Origin of the sequence: Escherichia sp. SCLE84 (genome assembly GCF_012584495.1) — a bacterium.
Lineage (GTDB): Bacteria > Pseudomonadota > Gammaproteobacteria > Enterobacterales > Enterobacteriaceae > ECMA0423.
The window spans coordinates 474,319-491,321 of record NZ_CP051430.1 but is presented as its reverse complement, the minus strand read 5'-3'; the positions used below and the strand labels follow the sequence as shown (position 1 = coordinate 491,321).

Genomic DNA, 17,003 nt, shown 5'->3' with positions numbered 1-17,003 from the left:
AAAATGTCTCAAAATAAGGCTTTCAGCACGCCATTTATCCTGGCTGTTCTTTGTATTTACTTCAGCTACTTCCTGCACGGCATTAGTGTTATTACGCTTGCCCAAAACATGTCATCTCTGGCGGAAAAGTTTTCCACTGACAACGCGGGCATTGCCTACTTAATTTCCGGTATTGGTTTGGGGCGATTGATCAGTATTTTATTCTTCGGTGTGATCTCCGATAAGTTTGGTCGTCGGGCGGTGATATTAATGGCAGTAATAATGTATCTGCTATTCTTCTTTGGTATTCCCGCTTGCCCGAATTTAACTCTCGCCTACGGTCTGGCAGTGTGCGTAGGTATCGCTAACTCAGCGCTGGATACGGGTGGCTACCCCGCGCTCATGGAATGCTTTCCGAAAGCCTCTGGTTCGGCGGTCATACTGGTTAAAGCGATGGTGTCATTTGGGCAAATGTTCTACCCAATGCTGGTGAGCTATATGTTGCTCAATAATATCTGGTACGGCTATGGGCTGATTATTCCGGGTATTCTGTTTGTACTGATCACGCTGATGCTGTTGAAAAGCAAATTCCCCAGCCAGTTGGTGGACGCCAGCGTAGCTAATGAATTACCGCAAATGAACAGCAAACCGTTAGTCTGGCTGGAAGGTGTTTCATCGGTACTGTTCGGTGTAGCCGCATTCTCGACCTTTTATGTGATTGTGGTGTGGATGCCCAAATATGCGATGGCTTTTGCTGGTATGTCAGAAGCTGAGGCATTAAAAACCATCTCTTATTACAGTATGGGCTCGTTGGTCTGTGTCTTTATTTTTGCCGCACTACTGAAAAAAATGGTCCGGCCCATCTGGGCTAATGTATTTAACTCTGCACTGGCAACAATAACAGCAGCCATTATCTACCTGTACCCTTCTCCACTGGTGTGTAATGCCGGCGCCTTTGTTATCGGTTTCTCAGCAGCTGGCGGCATTTTACAGCTCGGTGTTTCGGTCATGTCAGAGTTTTTCCCAAAAAGCAAAGCCAAAGTCACCAGTATTTATATGATGATGGGTGGACTGGCTAACTTTGTTATTCCGCTGATTACCGGTTATCTGTCGAACATCGGCCTTCAATATATCATTGTTCTCGATTTTACTTTCGCGCTGCTGGCCCTGATTACCGCAATTATTGTTTTTATCCGCTATTACCGCGTTTTTATTATTCCTGAGAATGATGTGCGGTTTGGCGAGCGTAAATTTAGCACCCGGTTAAACACAATTAAGCATAGAGGTTAAAGGAGTTAATTATGGATGTTACCGCAAAATACGAATTGATTGGGCTGATGGCCTATCCTATCCGCCACAGTTTATCGCCTGAAATGCAGAATAAAGCCTTAGAAAAAGCGGGATTGCCATTTACCTATATGGCCTTTGAAGTGGATAACGATAGTTTTCCCGGAGCAATTGAAGGATTAAAAGCCCTCAAAATGCGCGGAACTGGTATATCAATGCCGAACAAACAACTGGCGTGTGAATATGTTGATGAATTAACGCCAGCAGCCAAACTGGTGGGTGCCATCAACACCATCGTTAATGATGATGGCTACCTGCGCGGCTATAACACCGACGGCACGGGCCATATTCGCGCCATTAAAGAGAGCGGTTTTGATATCAAAGGCAAAACAATGGTGCTGTTAGGGGCCGGAGGTGCCTCAACGGCGATTGGCGCGCAGGGGGCAATTGAAGGTTTAAAAGAAATTAAACTCTTTAACCGTCGGGATGAGTTCTTCGATAAAGCCCTCGCCTTCGCGCAGCGGGTTAACGAAAACACCGATTGTGTCGTCACGGTTACCGATCTCGCCGATCAGCAAGCCTTTGCTGAAGCCCTGGCTTCCGCCGACATTTTAACCAATGGCACAAAAGTGGGTATGAAACCCCTTGAGAATGAATCATTAGTTAATGATATCAGTCTGTTACATCCGGGACTGCTGGTCACTGAATGCGTGTATAACCCGCATATGACGAAGTTATTGCAGCAGGCGCAACAAGCTGGTTGCAAAACGATTGATGGATACGGCATGTTGTTGTGGCAAGGGGCTGAACAGTTCACGTTATGGACTGGCAAAGATTTCCCTCTGGAATATGTTAAACAGGTCATGGGGTTCGGTGCCTGACAGGCTGACCGCGTGCAGAAAGGGTAAAAAATGAAAACCGTAACTGTAAAAGATCTCGTCATTGGTACGGGCGCACCTAAAATCATCGTCTCGCTGATGGCGAAAGATATCGCCCGCGTGAAATCCGAAGCTCTCGCCTATCGTGAAGCGGACTTTGATATTCTGGAATGGCGTGTGGACCACTTTGCCGACCTCTCCAATGTGGAGTCTGTCATGGCGGCGGCAAAAATTCTCCGTGAAACCATGCCAGAAAAACCGCTGCTGTTTACCTTCCGCAGTGCCAAAGAAGGCGGCGAGCAGGCGATTTCCACCGAGGCTTATATTGCTCTCAATCGTGCAGCCATCGACAGCGGCCTGGTTGATATGATCGATCTGGAGTTATTTACCGGCGATGATCAGGTTAAAGAAACCGTCGCCTACGCCCACGCGCATGATGTGAAAGTTGTCATGTCCAACCATGACTTCCATAAAACGCCGGAAGCCGAAGAAATCATTGCCCGTCTGCGCAAAATGCAGTCCTTCGACGCCGATATTCCTAAGATTGCGCTGATGCCGCAAAGTACCAGCGATGTGCTGACGTTGCTTACCGCGACCCTGGAGATGCAGGAGCAGTATGCCGATCGTCCAATCATCACGATGTCGATGGCAAAAACTGGCGTAATTTCTCGTCTGGCTGGTGAAGTATTTGGCTCGGCGGCAACTTTTGGTGCGGTAAAAAAAGCCTCTGCACCAGGGCAAATCTCGGTAAATGATTTACGCACGGTATTAACTATTTTACACCAGGCATAAGCAATAATATTTCGGCGGGAACACCCTCCCCGCCGAACTTAAAAAATATATTTAACCGTATTTAATAAAAATATTTCGTGAGTCTCTGTGCGCTAATTCTCCATCTGGCGTAGGGAAAATCACATCTGAATCAGGAATTAACAATGAAACCTGTAAAACCACCTCGTATTAATGGACGAGTGCCGGTCCTGTCGGCACAGGAAGCGGTGAATTATATTCCCGACGAAGCAACACTTTGTGTGTTAGGCGCTGGCGGCGGTATTCTGGAAGCCACCACGTTAATTACAGCTCTTGCTGATAAATATAAACAGACTCAAACGCCACGTAATTTATCGATTATTAGTCCGACAGGGCTTGGCGATCGCGCCGACCGTGGTATTAGTCCTCTGGCGCAAGAAGGTCTGGTGAAATGGGCATTATGTGGTCACTGGGGACAATCGCCGCGTATTTCTGAACTCGCAGAACAAAATAAAATTATTGCTTATAACTATCCACAAGGTGTACTTACACAAACCTTACGCGCCGCCGCAGCCCACCAGCCTGGTATTATTAGTGATATTGGCATCGGGACATTTGTCGATCCACGCCAGCAAGGCGGCAAACTGAATGAAGTCACGAAAGAAGACCTGATTAAACTGGTCGAGTTTGATAACAAAGAATATCTCTATTACAAAGCGATTGCGCCAGATATCGCCTTCATTCGCGCTACCACCTGCGACAGTGAAGGCTACGCCACTTTTGAAGATGAGGTGATGTATCTCGACGCATTGGTTATTGCCCAGGCGGTGCACAATAACGGCGGTATTGTGATGATGCAGGTGCAGAAAATGGTTAAGAAAGCCACGCTGCATCCTAAATCTGTCCGTATTCCGGGTTATCTGGTGGATATTGTGGTGGTCGATCCGGATCAAAGCCAACTGTATGGCGGTGCGCCGGTTAACCGTTTTATTTCTGGTGACTTCACCCTTGATGACAGCACCAAACTTAGCCTGCCCCTAAACCAACGTAAATTAGTTGCGCGGCGTGCATTATTCGAAATGCGTAAAGGCGCGGTGGGGAATGTCGGCGTCGGTATTGCTGACGGTATTGGCCTGGTCGCCCGGGAAGAAGGTTGTGCTGATGACTTTATTCTGACGGTAGAAACAGGTCCGATTGGCGGAATTACTTCACAGGGTATCGCCTTTGGCGCGAACGTGAATACCCGCGCCATTCTGGATATGACGTCCCAGTTTGATTTTTATCACGGTGGTGGTCTGGATGTTTGTTATTTGAGTTTTGCTGAAGTCGACCAGCACGGTAACGTCGGCGTGCATAAATTCAATGGCAAAATCATGGGTACCGGTGGATTTATTGATATCAGTGCCACCTCGAAGAAAATTATTTTCTGCGGCACGTTAACTGCGGGCAGTTTAAAAACAGAAATTGCCGATGGCAAATTGCATATCGTCCAGGAAGGACGGGTAAATAAATTTATTCGGGAACTACCGGAAATTACTTTTAGCGGAAAAATCGCGCTCGAACGGGGACTGGATGTTCGTTACATCACCGAACGTGCTGTATTCACGCTGAAAGAAGACGGCCTGCATTTAATCGAAATCGCCCCTGGCGTCGATTTACAAAAAGATATTCTCGACAAAATGGACTTCACCCCAGTGATTTCGCCAGAACTCAAACTGATGGACGAAAGATTATTTATCGATGCGGCGATGGGTTTTGTCCTGCCTGAAGCGGCTCATTAACAGGAGTATAATGATGGATTTTTCTTTAACTGAAGAACAAGAACTGCTGCTGGCCAGTATTCGCGAACTGATTACGACTAACTTTCCGGAAGAGTATTTCCGCACCTGCGATCAAAACGGGACATATCCGCGTGAGTTTATGCGGGCGCTGGCGGATAACGGTATTTCCATGCTTGGCGTGCCGGAAGAATTTGGTGGTATCCCTGCGGATTACGTCACCCAAATGCTGGCGCTGATGGAAGTGTCAAAATGCGGTGCTCCGGCATTTTTAATTACCAACGGTCAATGTATTCACAGTATGCGCCGTTTCGGTTCTGCAGAGCAGCTACGTAAAACGGCAGAGAGCACCCTGGAAACGGGTGATCCCGCCTATGCCCTGGCGTTGACGGAACCAGGTGCTGGCTCAGATAACAACAGTGCCACTACCACTTACACGCGTAAAAACGGCAAGGTCTACATCAACGGACAAAAAACCTTTATTACCGGTGCGAAAGAGTACCCGTATATGCTGGTGCTGGCGCGCGATCCGCAACCGAAAGATCCCAAAAAAGCCTTCACCCTGTGGTGGGTCGACTCCAGTAAGCCCGGCATTAAGATTAACCCGCTGCATAAAATCGGCTGGCATATGCTCAGCACCTGCGAAGTCTATCTCGACAATGTGGAAGTTGAAGAGAGCGACATGGTGGGCGAAGAAGGAATGGGTTTCCTCAATGTGATGTACAACTTTGAGATGGAGCGCCTGATCAACGCCGCGCGCAGCACCGGCTTTGCCGAATGCGCCTTTGAAGATGCCGCCCGCTATGCCAACCAACGTATCGCTTTTGGTAAGCCCATTGGTCATAACCAGATGATCCAGGAAAAACTGGCGCTGATGGCGATTAAGATCGACAACATGCGCAACATGGTGCTGAAAGTGGCATGGCAAGCCGATCAGCATCAGTCACTGCGCACCAGCGCGGCGCTGGCAAAACTGTATTGCGCACGTACCGCAATGGAAGTCATTGATGATGCGATTCAAATCATGGGCGGTCTGGGCTATACCGATGAAGCGCGCGTCTCCCGCTTCTGGCGTGATGTCCGTTGTGAACGTATCGGCGGCGGTACAGACGAAATTATGATTTACGTAGCAGGTCGGCAGATCCTGAAAGACTATCAGAACAAATAATCTGCAGGCGGCGCAGCTTCTTAACAAACTGCGCCGCCAGATTTATCCAACAAGACTTACCGGTTGAGGAAATTCAGATAGGATTTCTTGTTCCGCAAAACAGTTTTTAAATTGTCTACGGTAATCGCTGGGCGAACAACCGACATGGCGCAAAAACAGTTTGGCAAAGTGATCGACATTTTCATAACCCACACGCCAGGAGATCTCTGCCTGTGATAATTCAGTATTAGTGAGTGACCATTTTGCTTCCGTCATACGCCGTTGAATAACATAGTTAATAGGGGAAATACGATACTCTTTGGTAAATTCATGGCAAATATAACTGACGCTGGCACGAAATTTTTTCGATAACTGTTCTAAAGTGATTTTTTCGCGATAATTATTATTCAGATAGAAAAGAATATCTTTTATCAGAACATCTTTTTTAATATACCCCTGCTCCGAACGATAAGCATTTTTAAAATTTTCGTAGTAAAGAATGGCTAACGTATAGGCAAATGCATCCCATAACGAAGATGTTTGGCTATTTTTACTTTGCGGCAAAATCACACTTAGCTCATTAAATAAGGTTTTTATGACTTCTTTTCCCTGCCCCGCGGCAATTACCGGACAAGAATGCGGTTGCAGTAGCTGATTTTCCTCAGCCCCCTGAAACTGAAAGCCGTACAGCGCACAGGTACACGTCGTTGCCGGATCGTTAACGTCAGAGGCCACCGCATGCAGCCTGCCGCGTTCTATCACCACAATGTCATCCGCATGTGCGACATATAACGAAGAATCGATGGTAAACCTTGCAACCCCTTTCTTGACGTAAATCAACTCGGTTTCATTGTCATGAACGTGATGTCCGGACTCCCATTTTGGATCATCGCTAAATGCAAAACGTGAAAGCCGTGGCGTTTTACCGGCGACAAACAGCGTTTCACTGGCGTTATCAAAACAGCGTTGATACATGACAACCTCCCTATTCCATGAGCAAGCAAAAACAATATATGCCGGATAAAATACGGCGTGTATTGCGGTTATACAACCGCGTTTAGCGAGAGCTAAACAAGATTATTTACACTGAATGCAAGATTGTACGGTCATGGAATAACTATATTGCCGCAAATTGCACTTTTGTTTTAGCGATCGCATTTTTTTTGCAAGATTGTTGGCAAGGAAAACAGCTTGCTCCGTCGAAAACCCCGCACCGCTATCGCACACTATTTTCAGGCCATTTTTACCTTCCATCGGAGATGGTTCCGTATGCGACTCACAGGAGAAATCATGAAAATAATAACCTGCTTTAAGCTGGTGCCTGAAGAACAGGACATTGTTGTCACTCCAGAATACACCCTGAATTTCGACAATGCCGACGCCAAAATCAGCCAGTTCGATCTCAATGCCATTGAAGCTGCAAGCCAGCTCGCAACAGATGACGATGAGATAGCCGCGCTGACCGTTGGCGGCTCATTGTTGCAGAACTCGAAAGTGCGCAAAGACGTGCTATCCCGCGGGCCGCACAGCCTGTATTTGGTGCAGGATGCGCAACTTGAACATGCACTGCCTCTCGATACCGCAAAAGCGCTGGCGGCAGCAATTGAAAAGATCGGCTTCGATTTACTGATCTTTGGTGAAGGTTCCGGCGACCTTTATGCCCAGCAGGTTGGCTTGCTGGTCGGAGAAATTCTGCAACTTCCGGTGATTAATGCAGTGAGTGCTATTCAGCGTCAGGGCAATACACTGGTGATTGAACGCACGCTTGAAGATGATGTTGAAGTTATTGAACTCTCTGTTCCAGCCGTGCTCTGCGTCACCTCCGATATTAACGTGCCACGCATTCCTTCGATGAAAGCCATTCTCGGCGCGGGTAAAAAACCGGTAAATCAGTGGCAGGCAAGTGATATTGACTGGAGCCAGAGCGCGCCACTTGCTGAACTGGTCGGCATTCGCGTACCACCGCAAACAGAACGTAAGCACATCATTATCGATAACGATTCGCCGGAGGCCATTGCCGAGCTGGCGGAACATCTGAAGAAAGCCCTGAACTGAAGCCTACGGAGAAGAAACGATGAGTCAATTAAACAGCGTCTGGGTCTTTAGCGATAATCCTGAACGTTATGCTGAACTGTTTGGCGGCGCTCAGCAATGGGGCCAACAGGTGTATGCCATTGTACAAAATACCGACCAGGCGCAGGCAGTTATGCCTTATGGTCCAAAATGTATTTATGTTCTTGAGCAAAACGACGCGCTGCAACGCACTGAAAATTACGCCGAAAGCATTGCTGCCCTGCTGAAAGATAAACACCCCGCTATGTTGCTGTTGGCCGCGACGAAACGTGGTAAAGCTCTGGCAGCACGGTTAAGTGTGCAACTGAATGCGGCGCTGGTGAACGATGCCACGGCGGTGGATATTGTCGATGGTCACATTTGCGCCGAACACCGGATGTATGGCGGGTTAGCGTTCGCTCAGGAAAAGATCAACAGCCCGCTGGCGATCATTACCCTTGCACCCGGTGTTCAGGAACCGTGCACCAGTGATACCTCTCATCAGTGCCCGACAGAAACGGTACCTTATGTTGCTCCGCGTCATGAAATTCTCTGTCGCGAACGCCGTGCGAAAGCCGCAAGCAGCGTGGACCTGAGCAAAGCAAAACGTGTGGTTGGCGTCGGTCGTGGTCTGGCGGCGCAGGATGACCTGAAAATGGTCCACGAACTGGCGGCGGTGCTGAATGCTGAAGTCGGCTGTTCACGTCCAATTGCCGAAGGCGAGAACTGGATGGAGCGTGAACGTTATATCGGTGTCTCCGGCGTGTTGCTGAAATCCGATCTCTACCTGACGCTGGGGATCTCCGGGCAGATCCAGCATATGGTTGGCGGCAACGGCGCAAAAGTGATTGTCGCCATCAATAAAGATAAAAATGCGCCAATCTTCAATTATGCCGACTACGGTCTGGTGGGCGATATCTACAAAGTCGTCCCTGCCCTGATTAGCCAGTTGAGCCGCTAATTCCCCTTTCAACCACATCTCCCGCTGTAAACGCAGCGGGAAGGGAGCATAACGCATGTCGGAAGACAAATTTGATGCCATTGTGGTCGGTGCGGGCGTTGCTGGTAGCGTTGCCGCACTGGTCATGGCGCGAGCCGGGCTGGATGTCCTGGTGATAGAACGCGGCGACAGTGCCGGATGTAAAAACATGACCGGCGGGCGTCTTTATGCCCACACACTTGAAGCAATCATTCCAGGCTTTGCAGTATCAGCGCCGGTAGAACGCAAGGTCACACGCGAGAAAATCTCCTTCTTAACCGAAGAAAGCGCCGTTACCCTCGATTTTCACCGCGAGCAACCAGATGTTCCGCAACACGCATCTTATACCGTATTGCGTAATCGTCTGGACCCGTGGTTGATGGAACAAGCCGAGCAGGCGGGCGCGCAGTTTATCCCAGGCGTTCGCGTCGATGCGCTGGTTCGTGAAGGAAACAAGGTCACTGGCGTGCAGGCTGGGGATGATATTCTCGAAGCGAATGTGGTGATTCTGGCTGATGGCGTTAACTCGATGCTTGGCCGCTCGCTGGGAATGGTTCCCGCTTCCGATCCGCATCATTACGCTGTTGGTGTTAAAGAGGTTATTGGCCTCACACCAGAACAGATCAACGATCGCTTTAATATTACGGGCGAGGAAGGTGCCGCCTGGCTGTTTGCCGGTTCCCCTTCTGACGGCCTGATGGGCGGGGGATTTCTCTATACCAACAAGGATTCCATATCCTTGGGGCTGGTTTGTGGATTGGGTGATATCGCCCATGCGCAAAAAAGCGTGCCGCAAATGCTGGAAGATTTTAAACAACACCCCGCCATTCGCCCACTAATTAGCGGCGGCAAACTGCTTGAATATTCCGCGCATATGGTGCCAGAAGGCGGTCTGGCAATGGTGCCGCAGATGGTTAACGATGGCGTGATGATCGTTGGTGACGCCGCAGGCTTCTGCCTGAATTTGGGTTTTACAGTTCGTGGCATGGATTTAGCCATTGCATCGGCTCAGGCTGCCGCCACAACGGTGATCGCCGCCAAAGAACGCGAGGATTTCTCCGCCAGCAGTCTGGCGCAATACAAACGTGAGCTGGAACAAAGCTGCGTCATGCGCGATATGCAGCATTTCCGCAAGATCCCGGCGCTGATGGAAAACCCGCGCCTGTTTAGCCAATACCCACGAATGGTCGCCGACATCATGAACGAGATGTTCACCATTGACGGCAAACCAAACCAGCCGGTACGCAAAATGATCATGGGACATGCGAAGAAAATTGGGCTGATCAACTTGCTGAAAGATGGCATTAAGGGAGCAACCGCGCTATGAGCCAGAACGCTACGGTTAACGTCGACATCAAATTAGGCGTCAATAAATTCCATGTTGATGAGGGCCACCCGCATATCATTCTGGCGGCAAATCCCGATATCAATGAATTCCGTAAATTAATGAAAGCCTGCCCTGCCGGACTTTATAAGCAGGATGACGCCGGCAACATTCATTTTGATTCTGCCGGTTGTCTGGAGTGCGGCACCTGTCGGGTGCTGTGCGGTAACACTATTCTCGAACAGTGGCAATATCCCGCAGGCACCTTCGGTATTGATTTTCGCTACGGCTAATCATGCATCCCACAGGCCCGCATCTCGGGCCTGATGTTCTGTTTCGAGAGTCCAACATGAAAGTGACATTAACGTTCAACGAACAACGTCGTGCGGCGTATCGTCAGCAAGGGCTATGGGGCGATGCTTCGCTGGCCGATTACTGGCAGCAGACCGCTCGTGCGATGCCAGACAAAATTGCCGTGGTCGATAATCATGGTGCATCGTACACCTATAGCGCGCTCGATCACGCCGCGAGCTGTCTGGCAAACTGGATGTTAGCGAAGGGTATTGAATCAGGCGATCGCATCGCATTTCAACTGCCTGGCTGGTGTGAATTTACCGTTATCTATCTTGCCTGCCTGAAAATCGGTGCGGTTTCCGTGCCGCTGTTGCCTTCCTGGCGGGAAGCAGAACTGGTGTGGGTGCTCAATAAGTGTCAGGCAAAAATGTTCTTTGCACCGACGTTGTTTAAACAAACGCGCCCGGTAGATTTAATCCTGCCGCTGCAAAATCAGCTTCCACAACTACAACAAATTGTCGGCGTGGACAAACTGGCTCCCGCCACCTCTTCCCTCTCATTAAGTCAGATTATCGCCGACAATACCTCACTGACCACGGCGATAACGACCCACGGCGATGAATTAGCTGCGGTGCTGTTTACCTCCGGAACCGAGGGTCTGCCAAAGGGCGTAATGCTAACGCATAACAATATTCTCGCCAGTGAGCGGGCTTATTGCGTGCGGCTGAATCTGACCTGGCAGGATGTCTTTATGATGCCTGCGCCACTTGGTCACGCAACGGGATTTCTGCATGGCGTAACAGCACCATTTTTAATTGGTGCTCGCAGCGTGTTGTTAGATATTTTCACTCCTGATGCATGTCTCGCGCTGCTTGAGCAGCAGCGTTGCACCTGTATGCTCGGCGCAACGCCGTTTGTCTATGATCTTTTGAATTTACTAGAGAAACAACCCGCAGACCTTTCAGCGCTGCGCTTCTTTCTTTGCGGCGGTACCACAATCCCCAAAAAAGTGGCGCGCGAATGCCAGCAGCGCGGCATTAAATTATTAAGTGTTTATGGTTCCACAGAAAGTTCGCCGCATGCGGTGGTGAATCTCGATGATCCTTTGTCGCGCTTTATGCACACCGATGGTTACGCTGCCGCAGGTGTAGAGATGAAAGTGGTCGATGATGCACGCAAGACCTTACCGCCAGGTTGCGAAGGTGAAGAAGCCTCGCGTGGCCCCAATGTGTTTATGGGGTATTTTGATGAACCTGAATTAACCGCCCGTGCGCTGGATGAAGAAGGCTGGTATTACAGCGGCGATCTCTGCCGTATGGATGAGGCTGGCTATATAAAAATTACCGGACGCAAAAAAGATATTATTGTCCGCGGCGGCGAAAATATTAGCAGCCGTGAAGTGGAAGATATTTTATTGCAGCATCCTAAAATTCACGATGCCTGTGTGGTTGCAATGCCCGATGAACGTTTAGGTGAACGATCATGCGCTTATGTCGTGCTGAAAGCGCCGCATCATTCATTATCGCTGGAAGAGGTGGTGGCTTTTTTTAGCCGTAAACGGGTCGCAAAATATAAATATCCTGAACATATCGTGGTAATCGAAAAACTACCGCGCACTGCCTCAGGTAAAATACAAAAGTTTTTGTTAAGAAAAGATATTATGCGGCGATTAACGCAGGATGTCTGTGAAGAGATTGAATAAGTTTCATCTTCGGGGATCACATAAACCCGGCGACAAAACGCCGCCGGGTATTTATTTTATTTCTTCAGTTCAGCCAGGCTTAACCAGGTTTGCACCACGGTGTCCGGATTCAGAGACAGGCTATCGATCCCCTCTTCCATCAACCATGCGGCAAAATCTTCGTGGTCGGACGGACCCTGACCGCAAATCCCGACATATTTGCCCTGTTTCTTCGCGGCACGAATCGCCATCGACAGCAGTGCTTTCACCGCATCGTTGCGCTCATCGAACAGTTCAGACACCACGCCGGAGTCGCGGTCCAGACCGAGCGCCAGCTGCGTCATATCGTTTGAGCCAATTGAGAAGCCGTCGAAATATTCGAGGAACTGCTCTGCCAGCAAGGCGTTGGACGGGATTTCACACATCATGATGATTTTCAGCCCGTTCTCGCCACGTTTCAGCCCCTGACGCGCCAGTTCTTCAACCACCGCTTTCGCCTGATCTACGGTACGCACGAACGGGATCATGATCTCAACGTTGGTCAGCCCCATGTCGTTGCGCACACGTTTCACTGCTTCACACTCCAGCGCGAAACAGTCGCGGAAGCTGTCGGAAACATAGCGGCCCGCGCCACGGAAGCCGAGCATCGGGTTCTCTTCATCTGGCTCGTAACGCTCACCACCGACCAGGTTGGCATATTCGTTCGATTTAAAATCAGAGAGACGGACAATGACGCGCTTCGGATAAAACGCGGCACCCAGCGTCGCGATCCCTTCAGTCAGACGACCAACGTAAAATTCACGCGGAGAATCAAAACCTTTCATCATCTCGCGGATTTCGTTTTGCAACTGCGGTTCCTGATCGTCAAACTCAAGCAGTGCGCGTGGGTGGACGCCAATCATACGGTTGATGATAAATTCCAGACGCGCAAGGCCCACGCCTTCGTTCGGCAGGCAGGCGAAGTCGAAAGCACGGTCCGGGTTACCGACGTTCATCATCACTTTCAACGGCAGATCCGGCATCGTTTCTACGCTGGAGCTTTTCACGCTAAATTCCAGCAACTCCGCATAGACGTAACCGGTATCACCTTCGGCACAAGAAACAGTGACGTTCTCACCGTCTTTCATCCGTTCTGTTGCATCACCACAGCCCACTACCGCCGGAATGCCCAGTTCACGAGCGATGATCGCCGCGTGACAGGTACGACCGCCACGGTTGGTGACGATGGCAGATGCTTTCTTCATGATCGGTTCCCAGTCCGGGTCGGTCATGTCAGTGACCAGCACGTCGCCAGGTTCGATGCGGTTCATTTCGCTGATGTCATGGATGACTTTCACCGGACCCGCGCCGATGCGATGACCGATAGCACGGCCTTCGGCGATAATCTTACCCTGTGAATGCAGCGTATAACGCTCCATGACCTGACCGCGTGAGCGCACGGTTTCCGGACGCGCCTGCACAATGAACAGTTTGCCGGTGTGGCCATCTTTCGCCCACTCAATATCCATCGGGCGACCGTAGTGTTTCTCAATTTGTACGGCCTGTTTTGCCAGTTCCTGCACTTCTTCGTTGGTCAGCGAGAAGATGTCACGCTGTTCCTGCGGTACGTCTTCGATTTTAACCTGCTTGCCGTGCTCCTGGGTCGGCGCGTAAACCATGCGGATTTTTTTCGACCCCATGGTGCGACGCACGATAGCCGGGCGATTCGCTGCAAGTGTCGGTTTATGGACGTAAAACTCATCCGGGTTAACCGCGCCCTGCACGACCATTTCACCAAGGCCCCATGCGGAAGTGATAAACACCACCTGGTCAAAGCCGGATTCGGTATCAATGGAGAACATCACGCCAGAAGATGCGAGGTCAGAGCGCACCATCCGTTGAACACCGGCGGAGAGCGCCACACCACGGTGATCGTAACCCTGGTGCACACGATAAGAGATGGCGCGATCGTTAAACAGAGAAGCAAATACATGTTTCACTGCCACGAGAACGGCGTCAAAACCCTGAACGTTGAGGAAGGTTTCCTGCTGACCGGCAAAGGAAGCGTCCGGCATATCTTCTGCAGTAGCGGAGGAGCGCACCGCAAAAGAGGCGTTTTCGTCATCGGCGGAAAGCTGTGCATAAGCTTCGCGGATGGCATTTTCCAGCTCAGGCTGGAAGGGAGTGTCGATAATCCACTGGCGGATTTGCGCGCCCGCTTTCGCAAGCTGGGTAACATCGTCAATATCCGTTTTATCCAGCAGTTCATAAATGCGCTGGTTTACGCCGCTTTGGTCCAGAAACTGGTTAAACGCGTCGGCGGTTGTGGCGAAACCATTCGGAACGGAAACACCCATTCCGGAAAGGTTAGTAATCATTTCACCCAGGGAGGCATTTTTGCCCCCAACCCTGTCTACATCATTCATGCCGAGTTGGTTATACCAAAGCACCAGCGGTGACGAGCCATTGTTGGACATCGAACAATCCTTTTGTGATAAATGAACGGTTTGAGAAACACATTTCTGCGCATTTATCTTTGCATATTTAACCGGATGAAAAAAACGGTGAATCGTTCAAGCAAATATATTTTTTTACTTTTTAAGACTGATCCCAGCGTTGCGCAAATCTGCTCTCTTCGACAATTTCCACATAAACCATCGGTATAAACGAAACCATAAAAATGAAATGCTGTTTTCATAAAAAATAAAATTGAAGGTTCATTTTATAAACCAGACATAACGTTCTACGCTTCTGTGCGTTTTTAATTTATGCTTTCATAGAATTATGTCTGCATCACGGGAAGAACAAAATGGATAATGCTGTTGATCGCCACGTTTTTTATATTTCTGATGGTACGGCAATAACTGCGGAGGTATTAGGACACGCAGTAATGTCACAATTTCCCGTCACTATCAGCAGCATTACGCTGCCGTTTGTCGAAAATGAGAGCCGTGCACGGGCAGTGAAGGATCAGATTGACGCAATTTATCACCAGACAGGTGTGCGCCCGCTGGTCTTCTACTCCATCGTGTTGCCGGAGATTCGCGCCATCATCTTGCAAAGTGAAGGCTTTTGCCAGGATATCGTTCAGGCGCTGGTTGCCCCGCTACAACAAGAGATGAAACTGGATCCAACGCCGATTGCTCATCGTACCCATGGCCTTAACCCTAATAATCTCAATAAATATGATGCGCGCATTGCGGCGATTGATTACACCCTTGCCCACGATGACGGTATTTCGTTGCGCAATCTGGACCAGGCTCAGGTGATCCTGCTCGGCGTTTCTCGCTGTGGTAAAACCCCCACCAGTCTGTATCTGGCAATGCAATTTGGTATCCGCGCGGCAAACTACCCCTTTATTGCCGACGATATGGATAATCTGGTGCTACCCGCGTCGCTCAAACCGCTTCAGCATAAATTGTTCGGCCTGACTATCGACCCGGAACGTCTGGCGGCGATTCGCGAGGAACGTCGGGAGAACAGCCGCTATGCCTCGCTTCGTCAGTGCAGGATGGAAGTCGCGGAAGTAGAAGCGTTGTACCGTAAAAATCAGATCCCGTGGATTAACAGTACCAATTATTCGGTTGAAGAGATTGCCACCAAGATCCTCGATATCATGGGGCTTAGCCGCCGAATGTACTAGAGAACTAGTGCATTAGCTTATTTTTTTGTTATCATGCTAACCACCCGGCGAGGTGTGACACACCTCGCACTTGAAATCAGCTGCGATTGGTTTATCGTGATGCGCATCACTTCCCGGTAGTCCTGCCGTAGAAGCAACAAATTTCTGAGACTTGTAATGAACAGAACTGACGAACTCCGTACTGCGCGTATTGAGAGCCTGGTAACGCCCGCCGAACTCGCGCTACGGTATCCCGTAACGCCTGGCGTCGCCACCCATGTCACCGACTCCCGCCGCAGAATTGAAAAAATACTGAATGGTGAAGATAAGCGACTGTTGGTTATTATTGGCCCCTGCTCGATCCACGATCTCACCGCTGCAATGGAGTACGCCACCCGTCTGCAGTCGCTGCGCAACCAGTACCAGTCACGGCTGGAAATCGTAATGCGCACCTATTTTGAAAAACCACGAACTGTTGTCGGCTGGAAAGGGCTAATCTCCGATCCGGATTTAAACGGCAGCTATCGGGTAAATCACGGTCTGGAGCTGGCGCGCAAATTACTTTTACAGGTAAATGAGCTGGGTGTCCCTACCGCGACTGAGTTCCTCGATATGGTGACCGGTCAGTTTATTGCTGATTTAATCAGTTGGGGCGCGATTGGCGCACGTACTACCGAAAGTCAGATCCACCGTGAAATGGCTTCGGCACTCTCCTGTCCGGTAGGTTTTAAAAATGGTACCGATGGCAACACGCGGATTGCCGTGGATGCTATCCGCGCAGCCCGCGCCAGCCATATGTTTCTCTCGCCAGACAAAAATGGTCAGATGACCATCTATCAGACCAGCGGCAACCCGTATGGCCACATTATTATGCGTGGCGGCAAAAAACCGAATTATCATGCCGATGATATCGCCGCAGCCTGCGATACGCTGCACGAGTTTGATTTACCTGAACATCTGGTGGTGGATTTCAGCCACGGTAACTGCCAGAAGCAGCACCGTCGCCAGTTAGAAGTTTGTGAGGATATTTGTCAGCAAATCCGCAATGGCTCTACGGCGATTGCTGGAATTATGGCGGAAAGTTTCCTGCGCGAAGGAACGCAAAAAATCGTCGGCGGTCAGCCGCTCACTTACGGTCAATCCATTACCGACCCGTGTCTGGGCTGGGAAGATACCGAACGCCTGGTCGAAAAACTTGCCTCTGCGGTAGATACCCGCTTCTGAATGCGTGCCCATTCCTGATGGGATGGGCA

General features: G+C 49.9%; 14 protein-coding genes. 12 read left to right on the top strand and 2 right to left on the bottom strand.

The features are described from left to right. The first annotated feature begins 3 nt into the window (after positions 1-3). From HGD79_RS02610 to HGD79_RS02590, 5 genes are all read left to right on the top strand, one after another. Complete coding sequence (locus tag HGD79_RS02610; protein WP_001297389.1) at positions 4-1,269, top strand: MFS transporter; 1,266 nt, start codon at positions 4-6, stop codon at positions 1,267-1,269. A gap of 11 nt (positions 1,270-1,280) precedes the next feature. Beyond that, positions 1,281-2,147, top strand: a complete 867-nt coding sequence (gene ydiB / locus HGD79_RS02605) for a quinate/shikimate dehydrogenase (protein ID WP_000383460.1) — start codon at positions 1,281-1,283, stop codon at positions 2,145-2,147. A gap of 30 nt (positions 2,148-2,177) precedes the next feature. Next, positions 2,178-2,936, top strand: coding sequence for a type I 3-dehydroquinate dehydratase (aroD, locus tag HGD79_RS02600; RefSeq protein WP_000860182.1), 759 nt, complete (start codon positions 2,178-2,180; stop codon positions 2,934-2,936). Between the two features lie 143 nt (positions 2,937-3,079). Then, positions 3,080-4,675 carry an acyl CoA:acetate/3-ketoacid CoA transferase gene (locus HGD79_RS02595; RefSeq protein WP_000805691.1) on the top strand — a complete coding sequence of 532 codons (1,596 nt, stop codon included), beginning with the start codon at positions 3,080-3,082 and terminating at the stop codon, positions 4,673-4,675. Positions 4,676-4,688: 13 nt separating this feature from the next. Further along, a complete protein-coding gene (locus HGD79_RS02590) occupies positions 4,689-5,840 on the top strand; it encodes an acyl-CoA dehydrogenase (RefSeq protein ID WP_000347850.1) in 1,152 nt (383 codons plus the stop codon). Between the two features lie 42 nt (positions 5,841-5,882). On the opposite strand, the gene HGD79_RS02585 is transcribed toward HGD79_RS02590, so the two are convergent. Then, entirely contained in the window at positions 5,883-6,794 is a 912-nt protein-coding gene (locus HGD79_RS02585) for an AraC family transcriptional regulator (protein WP_000284799.1), read from the bottom strand. A gap of 315 nt (positions 6,795-7,109) precedes the next feature. Between HGD79_RS02585 and HGD79_RS02580 the strand changes: the two genes are divergently transcribed. Genes HGD79_RS02580 through fadK form a run of 5 tightly spaced genes read left to right on the top strand, consistent with a single transcriptional unit; the run spans position 7,110 to position 12,170 of the window. Then, entirely contained in the window at positions 7,110-7,874 is a 765-nt protein-coding gene (locus HGD79_RS02580; protein ID WP_000692135.1) for an electron transfer flavoprotein, read from the top strand. Positions 7,875-7,893: 19 nt separating this feature from the next. Beyond that, the gene (locus HGD79_RS02575; protein ID WP_000080700.1) at positions 7,894-8,832 is read left to right on the top strand and encodes an electron transfer flavoprotein subunit alpha; all 939 of its coding nucleotides are present in this window, start codon (positions 7,894-7,896) and stop codon (positions 8,830-8,832) included. A 55-nt stretch (positions 8,833-8,887) separates the two neighbouring features. Continuing rightward, positions 8,888-10,177 (top strand): FAD-dependent oxidoreductase, encoded by a 1,290-nt coding sequence (locus tag HGD79_RS02570; RefSeq protein ID WP_001287814.1) that lies wholly within the window; start codon positions 8,888-8,890, stop codon positions 10,175-10,177. Next, complete coding sequence (locus tag HGD79_RS02565; RefSeq protein ID WP_000081071.1) at positions 10,174-10,467, top strand: ferredoxin family protein; 294 nt, start codon at positions 10,174-10,176, stop codon at positions 10,465-10,467. The genes HGD79_RS02570 and HGD79_RS02565 overlap by 4 nt, the downstream gene beginning before the upstream one ends. 56 nt (positions 10,468-10,523) lie before the next feature. Beyond that, a complete protein-coding gene (gene fadK / locus HGD79_RS02560) occupies positions 10,524-12,170 on the top strand; it encodes a medium-chain fatty-acid--CoA ligase (RefSeq protein WP_168848277.1) in 1,647 nt (548 codons plus the stop codon). Positions 12,171-12,226: 56 nt separating this feature from the next. On the opposite strand, the gene ppsA is transcribed toward fadK, so the two are convergent. Then, positions 12,227-14,605 (bottom strand): phosphoenolpyruvate synthase, encoded by a 2,379-nt coding sequence (ppsA, locus tag HGD79_RS02555; RefSeq protein WP_000069375.1) that lies wholly within the window; start codon positions 14,603-14,605, stop codon positions 12,227-12,229. A 332-nt stretch (positions 14,606-14,937) separates the two neighbouring features. Between ppsA and ppsR the strand changes: the two genes are divergently transcribed. Both ppsR and aroH read left to right on the top strand, forming a co-directional pair. Beyond that, positions 14,938-15,771, top strand: coding sequence for a posphoenolpyruvate synthetase regulatory kinase/phosphorylase PpsR (gene ppsR, locus HGD79_RS02550; RefSeq protein ID WP_000368046.1), 834 nt, complete (start codon positions 14,938-14,940; stop codon positions 15,769-15,771). 156 nt (positions 15,772-15,927) lie between these two features. Continuing rightward, positions 15,928-16,974 carry a 3-deoxy-7-phosphoheptulonate synthase AroH gene (gene aroH / locus HGD79_RS02545; protein ID WP_001082226.1) on the top strand — a complete coding sequence of 349 codons (1,047 nt, stop codon included), beginning with the start codon at positions 15,928-15,930 and terminating at the stop codon, positions 16,972-16,974. Positions 16,975-17,003 lie beyond the last annotated feature (29 nt).